The following is a 14,243-nucleotide window of genomic DNA, read 5'->3' on the forward strand; positions in this document are numbered from 1 at the left end:
AACGGCCCCGTCTCTGGTCGCCCGGACCAATCCCGTCGGGCCCTTGGTCCGCGTCACCAGATTCGGGCGCGACGTTGGGACCGCGGAGCGAGAACCCGCACGCGCGCGGATTGTCTACTCACCGCATGCTGAGCTCGCGACCCGCCCCACCAGCGGTACGGCCGACCGCAGGGTTCCTGGACGACGGTCCGCCGGTGAGACCGGGTTCGTTCGTCGGCCGCCGCGGCGAACTGCGCAGGGTCCGGCAGGCGGCCGGCAGACACCGGCTCGTCACCCTGACCGGGCCGGGCGGATGCGGCAAGACCCGGTTGCTGGCGGAGGCCCTGCGCGGCTCACTCGCACGCACCGGCCAGAACGTGTGGTGGGTGGACCTCGCATCGGTGACGGTCGACGACATGCCGGCCGACAGGCTGGTCTCCACCATCGGTGACCAGCACGCCGTGCTCGCCCTGGACACCTGCGAGCGCGCCCTCGAACCCTGCGCCCGGCTCGTCGCCGAACTGACCGACCGCTGCCCGGGGCTACGGATCCTGGCCACCAGCCGGGAGGCACTGGCCCTGCCCGGCGAAGCGGTCGTCCCGGTGCCGCCCCTCTCCGTCCCCCCACCAGGGCAACGCCTGAGCCCCCGGGAGCTGCGGCGGACCGACGCCGTCCGGCTGTTCGTCGACAGGGCTCGCGCCGTCGCACCCGACTTCGAGCTGACCGAGGCCAACGCCGCTGCCGTCGGCACACTCTGCGCTCACCTCGACGGTCTTCCCCTCGCCATCGAACTCGCCGCGAGCCGGGTGGCGCGACAGCCGGTGGACGAGATCCTCCCCACGCTGTACCGCGACACGGATGCCTCCCACCGGCAAGCGAGCCTGCGCACCGTCGTCGACGGGAGCTACCAGTTGCTCGGCGCACGCCACCGGGCCGTGCTGCGCAGGCTGTCGGTACTGCCGCAGGACGCCGCCTTCGACGCCGCGGAGGCGGTGTGCGCCATCGGCGGCGTATCGGCGGCCGAACTGCCCGGTCTGCTGGCGGATCTCGCGGCGAAATCGCTGCTCACCCGATGCCCGCCGGCCGCCGGGGGCGGAATCCGGCAGCTCGGGACCGTCCGGCGGTACGCCGCCGACCGCCTCGTCGAGGCCGGCGAGCAGGCCGCCGCCCGGCAGGCCCTGATCACCTGGCTGGGCGACCGCGCGACGGAGTTCGTCCGGACCGGGTACGTACCGGAGGAGACGGCACGCTGGGTCGCCGCGCGGAGCGAGTACCTGGCCCTGGCGGTCAGTTGGACCGCCGACGGAGACCGACGTCACCTCGCCCTGGCCACGATGTTCGGCTGGCACCTGGCACGGGCCGGCGATCTCCGGGCCGCCGAGCGTGTTCTGGAGCAGGCGTCGCTGCGGTCACCGTCCGCGCCGCATCGTGATGTGCTCCTCACCCATCTCGCCGGGGTGCGGTTCTCCTCGGGCGCGCGGGCGGCCGGGATCCGGGGCCTGGAGCAGGCGGTTGCGGCGCTCGAACAGGCGGGGAACGACGCCGGTCTCGCCACGGCGCTGCTGGCCCTCGGCGCCGCACGCGCACGCGAAGGCGAGGTGGCACCGGCGGTACGGCACTACGAGGACGCGTCGGCGTTGCTGGCCGCGCGCGGCGAGCACGCCGGCGTCGCCGCTTGCCGGCTCTACCTCGCCTGGCTCGCGGCGCGGCGCGGGGACACCGATCGCGCGGAGCGGACCACCGAACAAGCGCTGCCGGTGCTCCGCCTGTACGGCGAGTCGCGCCTGGTGTCGTTCGGGTGGTGCACCGCCGGCACCGTGGCGCTGGCCCGGGGCGATCTCGTGACCGCGGAGTCGGTGTTCTCGCAGGCCGTCGAGTGCTCCGAGGACGAGGAACTGTCGCCCGCGCTGGACGGACTGGCGGCAGTGGCCGCGAGCACGGGCCGGCACCGGCGGGCCGTCGTCCTCAGGGCGGCGGCAGCAAGGCTCACGCGCCCGCTGTCCACCTCGCCGTGGCACAGCCTGTTCGCCGGCAAGCCGCTCGTCACCGGCCCCCTGCTCGAAGCGGATACGTACCGCGCCGCCGAGCGGCTGGCATGCGGGATGACCCGTCAGCAGCTCCTCGACTACGTGCACGGCGGCACCGCACGTCCCGCCACCGCCGAGCCACCGCTGAGCCGGCGGGAGAACCAGGTCGCCGAGTTCGTCGCGGCCGGGCTGACCAACCGCGGGGTCGCGGCGAGGCTCCAGATCTCGGAGCAGACCGTCGGCTCCCACATCACCAGCATCTACTCCAAACTGGACCTGGGTTCTCGCTGCGAGCTGGCGACGTGGCTCGCGGCCAGAGCCTCCGGCGAGTGAGGGCGGGACCGCGATGACGGCAACCTGGTCGCGGTGCTCGTCCTGCGGAGGCCCGCTGCCCACCGGGCGGCCCGGTCCGGCCGCGACGTACTGCTCCAACGCGTGCCGGCAACGGGCCCATCGCCGGCGTCGGCACGACCGGACAGCGCCCGGTGCCGCCGCCGGCACCGGCAGCGTCCGAGCCCTCCAGCCGACGGCCGACAGCTTCGTCGGCCGCGAGACCGACATCGCGCACGCGGGACAACTCCTCCGGCGCCACCGGCACATCACGCTCGTGGGACCGCCGGGCGTGGGCAAGTCCCGGCTGGCCCGCGAACTCGCCCACCGGACCAGGCAGTCCTATCCGGGCGGCGTGTGGCGCCTGGACCTGGGCGCCGTCACGCAGCCGGCCGAGGCCCGCGCCGACATCGCCGGGGCGCTGCGCCTCGGGCGGCTTCCCGCGCTGGTCCTGCTGGATGACTGCGACGAGGCCCTCGACGTGGCCGCCGAGCTGGCCGGGTACGTGTCCTGCCGGTGGCCCCACGCGACGACCCTGCTCACGAGCCGGGAACCGGTACGGCTCGCCGACGAGATGCCGGTGCTGGTCGGCCCGCTGCCCGCCGCTGGACGGGCCGACCGGGACACGCCCGTCAGCGCCGCCGTCCGCCTGTTCGTCGAGCGGGCCTGTGCCGCCGATCCCTCCTTCGCCCTGGACCCGGGCAACGAGGACGACGTGGTCCGCCTGTGCGCACGCCTCGACGGCCTGCCGCTGGCCATCGAGTGCGCCGCACGCAGAGCCGGGTTCTTCACGCCGGGAGAGATTCTCGAACGGCTCGGCGACGGACTCGACCTGCTGAGCGGGCCCGGCCGGTGCCAGGGCCCGCGCGAGGCTCTCCAGCGGAGCTACCGCCTGCTCGACCGGGGCGAACAGGCGGTGCTGCGGCGGCTGTCCGTGCTGGGCAGCGAGTTCGACCTGCCCGATGCGACGCTGGTCTGTGCGGGCGGGGACGTTCCCGCCGCCTCCGTCGGTGAACTGGTCGCCCGCCTCGCGGTGAAATCCCTCGTCTCCGTCGCCGGCGGGAGATACCGCCAGCTGAACGTGGTGCGCGGGTTCGGCCGTGACGTCCTCGCCGCCGAGGGCGAGGACGCCGACGTACGCGACCGGTGGGCCGCCGCGCTCGTCCGCGACATGGAACGGGACGACAGCACGAAACCGCACGTCGCGGCGGACCCCGAGACCCTGCTGGATGCCTGTGCCTGGGTGAGTGACCGCCGTCCTGAGTGGACGGGGCCCCTTGCCGTCGCGCTCGGCCGCGGCCTGCTTGGGCACGGCCACGTCCGGCCGTCCGACTACGACCTCGTGCGGTCCGCGCGCACCGTGGTCCCGCCGGCCTCTCCGTGGGCGGGTCCCCTGCTGGTGGAGTGCGCCGCACTGGCCGGCTGGGTCGGCGACAGCGCCGGCGCCCTGACGTTCGCGCTGGACGGCATCGAAGCCGCGCGTGCACCGGGCCGGCCGGCGCTGCTGGCCCGGGCGCTGCTCGAACTCGGTGCCGCGTACTCCTCGGCCGGTGAACTCGCCCGCGCCGGACGCTGCTTGGAGGAAAGCCTCGCCATGAACCGCGCGGCCGGACAGGAAGGACAGGCCGGCGTGTGCCTGTACCGGCTGGCGGCCAACGCCCTGTCCCTCGGGGACGCCCACCGCTGCGGCGCCCTGGCCGCGCAGGCCGTCGCGTCACTGAAGGTGTCGGGCCCCCGCCCGATGCTGCTGCTCGGCCTGCACCTGGTCGGTCATGCGGCCGTCGTCCGAGGCGACGCCGAACACGCGCGGGCGCGTTTCGCCGAAGGACTCGACGCGGCCGGGGGACTTCCCTGGGCCGCCGGTCTCATGCTGGAAGGCATGGCCGTCGGATCCGTACGGGACGGGTACGCGGCGCAGGGGCTCTACATCGGCGGCGCGGCACATCGCTTCCGCACCGAGGTCCCTCAACCCGGGCCGGGATGGGACCGGCTGGTGAGGACAACCCTGGAGCGTGCCCGCGGCGAGGTCGACGTACGGGAGAACCAGCGGATCGGCGCGGCAGCGGCCCGGGCGACGGTCCAGGACATGGTGGCCTACGTCCGGCCGCACGGGGCGTCCGACGACGACCCGACGGCACGTCCCCTCCTCGCCGAAGGGGAACGCGACCTGCTCACGCTGGTCGGGCACGGGCTGACCAACGCGCAGATCGCGCGGCGGCTGCGGATCTCACCGCGCGCGGTCGCCTACCGGCTGACCGGCGTGCGCCGCAAGCTCGGCCTGCGTTCGCGGACCGACCTCGCCGTATGGGCGGGCCGCGATTCCGGCTGAGGACGGCGTGGGGCCCTGTACTAGACGCGGTACGGGGACGCGGGGACGAGGACCTCGGTGATCGCCCGGATGACCTGCGCGCTATGGGCGTTGAGGTAGAAGTGGCCACCGGTGTAGGTCCGCAGGGTGAACGGCCCGTTCGTCTGTTCGCGCCAGTCGGCGGCCTCGTCGGGAGTCACCCGGGGGTCGCTGTCGCCGAGGTGGGCGTGGATCGGCGTTTCGAGCCGAGGACCGGGTACGAAACGGTAGGTCTCGACGGCGGTGTAGTCCGACCGCAGCGTCGGCAGGAACAGCCGCACCAGTTCGTCGTCGCCGAAGACCCGTTCATCGGTGCCGCTGAGCTTCTTGACCTCCGCGAGGAGCCCGGCGTCGTCGCGCAGGTGCACGGTTTCCGGGCGGATGCGGGTGGGGGCGACCCGGCCGGAGACGAACAGGGCGAGGGCCACCGTGCCGGCTCGTTCGAGCCACCGGGCCACCTCGAAGGCGACGCTGGCGCCCATGCTGTGCCCGAAGAGGACGGTGGGCCGGTCGAGCCACGGCAGCAGTACCGACGCGATCGTCTCGGCGAGGTCCACGATGGACGTGACACCGGCCTCGTGCCGCCGGTCCTGCCGGCCCGGGTACTGGATCGCCAGCACCTCGGCCCCCGGAGCCAGCGCTTTGGCGACCGGGAGGAAGTAGCTGGCCGAACCGCCGGCATGCGGAAAGCACACGACCCGGTACGGCGCGTCCTCGGCGTCGGCGAACCGGCGGATCCACCGGCCGTCGTCGTCGTTCCTCTCCATCATCCGTCACTTCTTTCCGTCGTCGAGAAAAGCGGGAAAAGCAGGGAAATAGCCGGATTCGGCGAAGAAGCGCGCATACAGTCCGAGAAGCTCGGGGGTGATCTCGGGACAGGTGATGCCGGATCCGGCGAGGGCCCGTTCGGTCCCGCCGACGTCGACGGGGACATGGCTCGCCTCGCCCAGCTTCATGAACACGCTGAAGACATCGATGACCGGGAACAGCGCGTTGTCGCGGTCGGCCCGTACGGTCGCCACGAAGTCGGCCCAGGGCACGTCGTCGAGCGGATAGCCGGATGCGCGGAGCCGGGCCGCCATCTCCCGGAAACCGGCCGGCTTGCGGTTCTGGAGGTGGAACGTCCGGCCCGTCGCCGACCGGGTCCGGGAGAGCTTCACCATGGCCGCCGTGACGTAGTCCACCGGGACCATGCCGATCAGCGCGTCGGCATCGGACGGCAGCGCCCCCGCCTGAATGCCGCCCTTGAGACTCAGCCAGATGAAGTCACGGGTCTGGCACGCCCCGTTGAGCTGGTCACCGCACACGACGTCGGCTCGGTAGACCGTCACCGGCACGCCGCGGCTCCTGGCGATGTCGATCATCCGCTCCGCCACGTACTTGCTCTGGGTGTACCCGGTCGGAAGCTCCGAGCCCGGCCCCGTGGGGTCGTTCGGTGCCAGCGCGCCACCGTGCGGCGCGCGGCGCGCGAAGACACCGGTCGACGAGAGGTAGTGCACCGGCACCGAGCGATACCGGGTGGCCAGCCTCAGCACCTCCTCGGTACCGGTGACGTTGGCCGCCTTCAGCGCCGAGTACGGCTGGAGCCAGTTGACGTTGGCGCCGACGTGGTAGATCACGTCGGCCGTGCGGGCGAGCGCGTCGTACGTCTCCGGCGCCAGACCGAGGCCGGGCCGGGCGAGGTCGCCGACGACGACCGCGAGCCGCTTCGCGTCGATCTCGTCCCAGAGCCGGTACCCCGTCAGGGCGGCGCGCAGGCGCTCGAACGCGGTCGCCTCGTCCTCGGCGCGGACGAGACAGTGGACCTTCGCCCCGGTCGACCGCATCAGCTCCCTGAGCAGGAAGGCTCCGACGAACCCGGTCGCGCCGGTCAGGAACACGGTGCCGGCGTCCGCGGGAACCGGGGCCGCCTCGACGGGCGCGGCCACGTCGGCGGCGAGCCGGATCTCCGCGTCGAAGTCCACGCCGGCCGGTGACGGGTCCGCGGGTGCCGGCGAGCCGCCCACCAGCTCGGAGTGCAGGTGCTCGACCAGCGCCGTGAGGTTCTCGTGGTCGAACAGCGCACTCGGAGACAGGCGCACACCGGTCGCCGTGCTCAGCCGGTTGCTGAGCTCGACGGCGGTGAGGGAGTCGAGGCCCAGCTCGGTGAACGGATGGCCGGGATCGATGCCGGTGAGGTCGTCGTGGCCGAGGGTCGCGGCGAGCTCGGTGTGGGTGTGGTGGAGGAGCTGCCGGTGCTGTTCGCCGTGGGACAGACCGGTCAGCCGCTGGAGCAGGGGCGGGGCCGCGTCGTCCGCGCCGGCCGGGGCGAGGGTGTGCCGGGCCTCCGACAGGTCGGCCAGCAGGGGGCTGGGACGTTGCGCGGTGAAGGCCGGGACGAACCGCCGCCAGTCGGTGTCGGTGACCGTCAGCAGCGTGTGACCGTCGAGCAACGCCTGTTCGAGCGCGGTGATCGCGGGCTCGGGGTCCATCGGCCGGAGCCCGATGCGGGCGAGGTGTTCCAGCACCTCCTGGCCGGCCAGGCCGTCGCTGCTCCAGGTGCCCCAGGCGATCGAGGTTGCGGTCAGGCCCCGGCTGCGGCGGTAGCCCGCGAGGCCGTCCAGGAACGCGTTCGCGGCGGCGTATCCGGGGGAGCCCGCGCTGCCCCAGCTGGACGCGCCGGACGAGAACATCACGAACGCTTCCAGGTCCAGGCCCAGTTCTCCGGTCAGCTCGTGCAGGAGCCACGCGGAACCGGCCTTGGCCCGCCACAACCCCGCCAGCCCCTCGGCGGTGATCTCCCCCACGGGGGCGTCCCCGTCGCCCACCCCCGCCGCGTGCACCACCGCCGTCAACGGGAACTCGCCGGGGATCGCACCGAGTACGGCCGCCAGCCCCGCACGGTCCGCCGCATCGCACGCGGCCACCGTCACCCGCGCCCCCGCCTCTTCCAGCCGGGTCCGCAGGCTGGCCGCACCGGTAGCGGCCATGCCACGACGCGACACCAGCACGACGTGCTCGGCGCCCCGCGCCACCGCCCAGCGCGCCATGTGCGCCCCCAGCGCCCCCGTCCCGCCGGTGATCAGCACCGTTCCGCGCATCACCCATGCGCGGTCGCCGCGCCCGGTGCCCGGGGCCGACCGCACGAGCCGCCGCGCGAACACTCCGGCCGGGCGTATCGCGACCTGGTCCTCGCCCCCCGGTCCACCGGACACCACCGACCGGAGCCGCCCGGCAACCTCCCGGTCGATCCGCTCCGGCAGGTCGACCAGCCCGCCCCACCGGTGCGGCAACTCCAGCGCCGTGGCCCGGCCCAGCCCCCACAACGCGGTCTGCTCCGGCGAGCGCACCGTGTCTTCCGGGTCCCCCGGCCCGACCGCGACCGCGCCCCGGGTCAGACACCACAGGGGTGCCGTCACCCCCGCCCCGGCCAGGGCCCGCACCAGCCACACCGTGCCCGCCAGGCCCACCGGCACGGACCCGGCGACACCGTCCCCGAGGCCCAGCAGCGAGACGACGGCGGTCACATCGCGGACCCGCGCGCCGGCCACCGCGTCCACGACCGCCTGTTCACCACCGGCCGGATCCACCTCGACCGGCACCGCCGCTCCCAGACCCGACGCCGCCAGCTCCTTCCACTCCGCGGACACACCCGGGGGGACGACCACCAGCAAGGTCCCGTCCCGCGCCCCGGCAGCGGGCGCCTCCCAGGGACGCCACCGGTCCTCGTACCCCCACGACTCGGGCGTCCCCGCCGCCGGGGAGGACGCACCGGAACCGCCGGCCCGCGCCGGTGCGAGCCAGTACGGCCTGCGCTGGAAGGGGTACGTCGGCAGGTCGATCCGGCGCGAGCCGGTACCGGCGAACACCGAGCGCCAGTCGATCCCGGTGCCGAGGACGTGAGCCTGGGCGAGCCCGGTGAGCAGCGTCCGCACCTCCGGCCGGCCGCGCCGTTGCAGTGCGACGAATCCCGCGTCCACGCACTCCCGGCCCATCGCGGCCAGGACACCGTCCGGCCCGACCTCGATGAACCGGGTGACGCCCTGGTCGTGCAGCCGGCGCACCTGATCGGCGAACCTGACCGGCCGCCGCACGTGCCCGATCCAGTAGTCCGGCGTGGACACCTCACTCGCCGGCGCGGCCATGCGGACAGCCGGTGTCCCGAACGCGAGCCGGCCCGCTGCTTGTGCGAACTCGTCCAGCATCGGTTCCATCAGCGGCGAGTGGAACGCGTGACTCACCTTCAGCCGGCTCACCTTGTGGCCGCGGTCGGACAGCGTGCGCGCGAGCGAGGACACGGCGTCCCCGCCGCCGGAGAGCACGACGGACCGGGGGCCGTTCACCGCCGCGATCCCCACCTCAGGGCCGCGCCCGGCCAGCAGCGGCAGCACCTCGTCCTCGGCGGCCTGGACGGCGAGCATCGCACCCCCCTCGGGAAGTGCCTGCATCAGCCGTGCCCGCGCCGCGACCAGAGCACACGCGTCCGGCAGGGCGAGCACTCCCGCGACGTGCGCCGCGGTGAGCTCACCGACCGAGTGGCCGGTCACGTAGTCCGGTGTGACACCCCAGGACGCGAGCAGCCGGAACAGCGCCACCTCGAACGCGAACAGCGCCGGCTGCGTCCACTCGGTGCGGTCCAGGCCCGCGCCCCCGAACACCACGTCCTTCAGCGCCCCCGGCAGCAGTCCGGCGAAGCCGTCGCACACCTCCTCGAAGGCGTCGGCGAACACCGGGAAGGTCTCGGCGAGTTCACGGCCCATCCCGGCCCGCTGCGCCCCCTGCCCGGTGAACAGGAACGCCGTCTGCCCCTCACCGGCCACTCCGTGCGGCGTCGTGGCGCCGGGGGCGCCGTCGGCGACGGCTCGCACGCCCGCGACGAGGTCGCCGACGTCCTTGCCGAGCACCGCGGCCCGGTGCTGGAAGGCGGTCCGCCCCGTCGCCAGCGAGTACGCGACGTCACGGGCCTCGACATCGCCCGCGGACTCCACGAAGGACACCAGCCGGGCGGCCTGTGCGCGCAGTGCCTCGGGAGTCCTCGCGGACAACAGCCACGGAACGACCGGCAGCGTGCGGCCGGCGTCGGCGTCGGTGTCGGCGGTGGCCGGTTCCGCCTCGGGTGCCTGTTCGAGGACGATGTGCGCGTTGGTGCCGCTCACGCCGAAGGCCGACACGGCGGCGCGGCGGGGCCGGCCGTCGTCCGGCCAGGGCAGCGCCTCGGTGAGCAGCTCGACCGTGCCCGCCGACCAGTCGACGTCGGAGGTGGGTTCGCCGGCGTGCAGGGTGCGCGGCATGACCCCGTGCCGCAGCGCCATGACCGCCTTGATCACACCGCCCACACCGGCCGCCGTCTGGGCGTGACCGATGTTCGACTTCAGGCTCCCCAGCCGGACGGGGCGCTTCGCGGTGTGCGCCTGGCCGTAGGTCGCGAGCAGCGCCCGCGCCTCGATCGGGTCGCCCAGCCGGGTTCCGGTGCCGTGCGCCTCGATGAGATCGACGTCCGAGGGGGCCAGCCGGGCGTTCGCCAGCGCCTGCCGGATCACCTGTTGCTGTGCCATGCCGTTCGGCGCGGTCAGCCCGTTCGACGCGCCGTCCTGGTTCACCGCCGAACCGCGCAGCACCGCCAGCACCGGATGCCCGCTCCGCTGAGCGTCCGACAGCCGCTCCAGCAGCACCATCCCCACCCCCTCGGCGAAGCCCATGCCGTCGGCCGCGCTGGAGAACGCCTTGCACCGCCCGTCCGGGGACAGGCCGCGCTGCCGGCTGAACTCGACGAAGAAGCCCGGGTTGGCCATCACCGTCGCACCACCGGCCAGCGCCAGGGACGACTCGCCGCGCAGCAGTGAGTGAGCGGCCAGATGCAGCGCTACCAAGGACGACGAGCACGCGGTGTCCAGCGTGATCGCGGGCCCCTGTAGTCCGAGTGTGTACGAGATACGGCCGGACGCCACGCTCGACGACGTACCGGTCATGAGGTAGCCCTCGGTGGCCGCCTCGGACTCGTCGCCTATCCCGTAGCCGTTGTAGAGGACGCCCGCGAACACGCCGGTGGCGCTGCCCCGCAGGGAACGAGGATCGATTCCGGCGTGCTCGATCGCCTCCCAGCCGGTTTCGAGCAGCAGACGCTGCTGGGGATCCATCGCCAGCGCCTCACGGGGGGACGTCCCGAAGAACGCGGCGTCGAACCCCTTGACGTCGGAGAGGAAGCCACCGCCGCGGTTGTAGAACGTGCCCGCCTTGTCAGGGTCGGGGTCGTAGCCGCTCAGGACGTCCCAGTCCCGGTCCGCCGGCATCTCGCCGATGGCGTCGACACCGTTCGACACGAGGTGCCACAGCTCCTCGGGCGACGACACGCCACCGGGGTATCGGCAGCTCATTCCGATGATCGCGATCGGCTCACGGGGGAGCGACTCCAGCTCCGCTATCCGCGCTTCGGCCCTGTGCAGGTCGGCGGTGACCCACTTGAGATAGTCGAGGAGCTTTTCCCGTTTTTCCATCGATGGCCGATCCTTTTCCCGTGTCCCGGCGAGACTGACCCACGATGAGCGTGGGTGTTCTCCCGGCGCCGGGGCAATCAGGGTTTTGGGAAACCCGACCCGTAACACGGGCGTGCGTTACGGGTCGCGCTTCCCGAACCCCCTATTGCGGGCGCTTCACCGGGCCACGGACGATGCCAAGGCACCGAGGACCGGAGACCGGTCGCGGGACGAGACGCACGTGAGGAGCCATCGTGGCAGGTCCGACCCGTTTCTCCGACGCGAGCCTGACCGAACTGCTCGGCGCCTTCGGGACCGACGTCGAGTACGTCCGGGGGAAAGGCGACACACTGTTCCATCGAGCGAGCGACGGAACAGAGATCGCTGTACTGGACCTCCTGAGCGGAGTCGGATCGCTCATTCTCGGGCACAATCACCCGGACCTCGTGGACGAGGCGAAGAGATTCCTGGACGCCGATTCCCCCGTCCACACCCAGATGTCCGTGCACGGAGGCGCCGACGAGGTCGGGCGTCTGCTCAACGAGATCATCCACCGTGAATTCCCCGGCGCGGAGGACTATCTGATATTCCTCGCCAACTCCGGCGCGGAGGCGGTCGAGGGAGCGGTCAAGCACGCGGAGTTCGACCGGCTGCACAGGGCGACGCGGCTGCTGGAGGACATCGAGTGCAACGCCGGCGACGCGATCGCCGCCGTCCGCAGCGGAGCGGTCCGGCTGCCGGACAGCCTGTCGTCGCTCCCCCCGGGTCACCCGGTGCCCACCACCGTCGAGGAACTCGAGCGCGTCCTCGCCGATCTGCTCGCCGGCAACCGGGAGAAGCTCGGCAGGCCCCCGGTCTTCTTCGCCCTGGAACGGAGTTTCCACGGCAAACTCGTCGGCAGCGTCCAGCTGACCCACGGCCCCTCCTACCGCGCGCCGTTCGCGACGCTCGGTCTCGCCACCCGGTTCGTACCGCCCGACCAGCCGGACGTCCTGCGCACGATCGCCGACGAGGAGCGGGTCACGGTGCTCGACGTCGTGGCCCGCGACGGCCGCATCGACATCGTCGAACGGGACTTCCCGGTCTTCGCCGCACTCATCGTGGAACCGGTCCAGAGCGAGGGCGGCATCCACGTCCTCACCGAGGAGTTCGCCACCGCCGTACGGGCGATCTGCGACGACATCGGCTGCCCGGTCGTCGTCGACGAGATCCAGAGCGGAATGGGCCGGTGCGGAGCGTTCTTCGCCGGCTCGCTCAACGGTTTCCGCGGCGACTACATCACCCTGTCCAAGTCACTGGGCGGGGGGCTCGCGAAGGTGTCGGCGACCCTTGTCCGCGCGTCGCTGTACCGCAAGGAATTCGAGTTCGTCCACAGCTCGACGTTCGGCCGGGACGGCTTCTCCACCGCCATCGCCCTCAAGACGCTGCGACTCCTCGAAGCGGACGGCGGGAAAGCCTACGAGCGCGCCGCCGAGCGGGGCGAACGCCTGCTGCACATGCTGCGTGGTCTCGCCCGCGCGTATCCCGACGTCATCGCCGACGTCCGCGGTCGCGGGCTGCTGATCGGACTCGAGTTCACCCCGCAGTACACCGCGACGTCGGCGATCATCAGGCAGCACGCGCTGACCGGTACCTTCGGCCAGCTCGTCGCGGGCTACCTGCTGCGGGTGCACGGCATCCGCATGCTGCCGACCGGCAGCGCACCCAACGTGCTGCGCATCGAACCGTCGATCTACCTCGGCGACGCCGAGATCGCCCAGCTCGAAAAAGCGCTCACCGAACTCTGCGCGGTACTGCGCCACCAGGACGCGCTGCACCTCGTCCATCCGGTGATCTCGCCGCAGACGCGGCCGGCCGTCGCGGTCAGGGACTTCTCGGCGACACCTGACGACCAGCCCGGTCAGCCGGACGACCAGCGCCCGGCGCGCAAGGTCGCCGTCATCAGCTACCTGCTGACCCCCGGCACACTGCGTGAACTCGACCCCTCACTCGGCGAACTGGACGACCGCCAACTGGAGACGTACGGCCGCAGGCTCGAACCGCTCAGGGCGATGCCACCCCTGCCCCCGACCCGGATCGACTCCCCGCTCGGCACGTCGGTGGAGCTCACCGTGTACCCGCTGGCCGTCACGTCGCAGCGGATGGCCGAGCGCATCCGGCAGGGACGGCACGCGGAGATCCGGCAGGACGTCGAGGCGTACGCGCGCATCATCAGGGACCTCGGCTGCGAGATCGCCGGGATCGGCTTCCACGCCGGAACGGCCACCGGCCGCAGCGCCGCCCGCGTCCCCGGGATCACGTTCACCTCCGGCCTGGCACTCACCATCGCGACCGCGCTGCGGGACCTGACGGCCGCGGCCGAGGAACGGCACGGCGGACTCGACGGGCTCACCCTGGCGGTGCTCGGCGGGGCCGGGCGCGTCGGCTCCACTTGCGCGGCACTGGCGGCGGAGGACGTGTCGAAGATCGTTCTCGTGGGCAGCGGCCGTGACGGCAGTGAGCAGCGGCTGCGCGCCGCGGCTCACCGGGTCTACCAGGAAGCCTGGTCACGCATCGCCGAGGGCGGGGAACTGACCGGCATTCCCGCGCTGCTGGGGAAAGAACCACTGATCGACGGCTGGCTGCGGGAACAGCGTCCCGGCGCCGAACCCAGCGGTGAACTCATCGCCCGGTACCTCCAGGACCGGTACGGAACCGATCCGTACGTCGCGGTCACCGACGCTCTCTCCGCGCTCGCGGAAGGCCACCTGGTGCTGTCGGCGGTGACGACTCCGACACCGGCCCTGACCGGCAAGCACCTTCGCGAAGGCGCGGTCGTGTGCGACGTGGCCGTGCCGGCGAGCACCGTGGACAGCGCCGCACTGCTGCGCGACGGCATCCGCTACGTCCGCAGCGGCGTCCTGGCGGCACCCGGCGGGGCCGGTCTGCCCGCCGGCGCACGAGGCGGCCTCGGCGACGGAGAACTGTTCGCGGGGATGGCCGAGGCGGTCGTGCTGGGGCTGGCTGAAGCCGGCCCCGAACGGTTCGGCGGCGCGGTCACCCGGTCCCAGGCGCACGACATCCTCGCGCTGGCCCACCGGCACGGGTTCACGCAGACCACGTTCTGAG

The 14,243-nt window shown here is 72.9% G+C and carries 4 protein-coding genes and 1 pseudogene; 3 read left to right on the forward strand and 2 right to left on the reverse strand.

The features are described from left to right. Positions 1–125 precede the first annotated feature (125 nt). Together ACQCO7_RS36710 and ACQCO7_RS36715 are read left to right on the forward strand one after the other, a co-directional pair. Positions 126–2,339 carry a helix-turn-helix transcriptional regulator gene (locus tag ACQCO7_RS36710; RefSeq protein ID WP_464075853.1) on the forward strand — a complete coding sequence of 738 codons (2,214 nt, stop codon included), beginning with the start codon at positions 126–128 and terminating at the stop codon, positions 2,337–2,339. 13 nt (positions 2,340–2,352) lie between these two features. Continuing rightward, complete coding sequence (locus ACQCO7_RS36715) at positions 2,353–4,665, forward strand: ATP-binding protein (protein WP_464075854.1); 2,313 nt, start codon at positions 2,353–2,355, stop codon at positions 4,663–4,665. Positions 4,666–4,685: 20 nt separating this feature from the next. Here the strand turns inward: ACQCO7_RS36715 and ACQCO7_RS36720 are convergent, their stop codons facing one another. Then, complete coding sequence (locus ACQCO7_RS36720) at positions 4,686–5,450, reverse strand: thioesterase II family protein (RefSeq protein ID WP_464075855.1); 765 nt, start codon at positions 5,448–5,450, stop codon at positions 4,686–4,688. Positions 5,451–5,456: 6 nt separating this feature from the next. Beyond that, positions 5,457–11,111: pseudogene (locus ACQCO7_RS36725) on the reverse strand (thioester reductase domain-containing protein); the annotation flags it as partial. Positions 11,112–11,389: 278 nt separating this feature from the next. On the opposite strand from ACQCO7_RS36725, the gene ACQCO7_RS36730 reads away from it, so the two are divergent. Next, positions 11,390–14,242 (forward strand): aminotransferase class III-fold pyridoxal phosphate-dependent enzyme, encoded by a 2,853-nt coding sequence (locus ACQCO7_RS36730; protein WP_464075856.1) that lies wholly within the window; start codon positions 11,390–11,392, stop codon positions 14,240–14,242. The last annotated feature ends 1 nt before the right edge of the window (position 14,243 follow it).

This window comes from Streptomyces saintjeani (assembly GCF_055409605.1).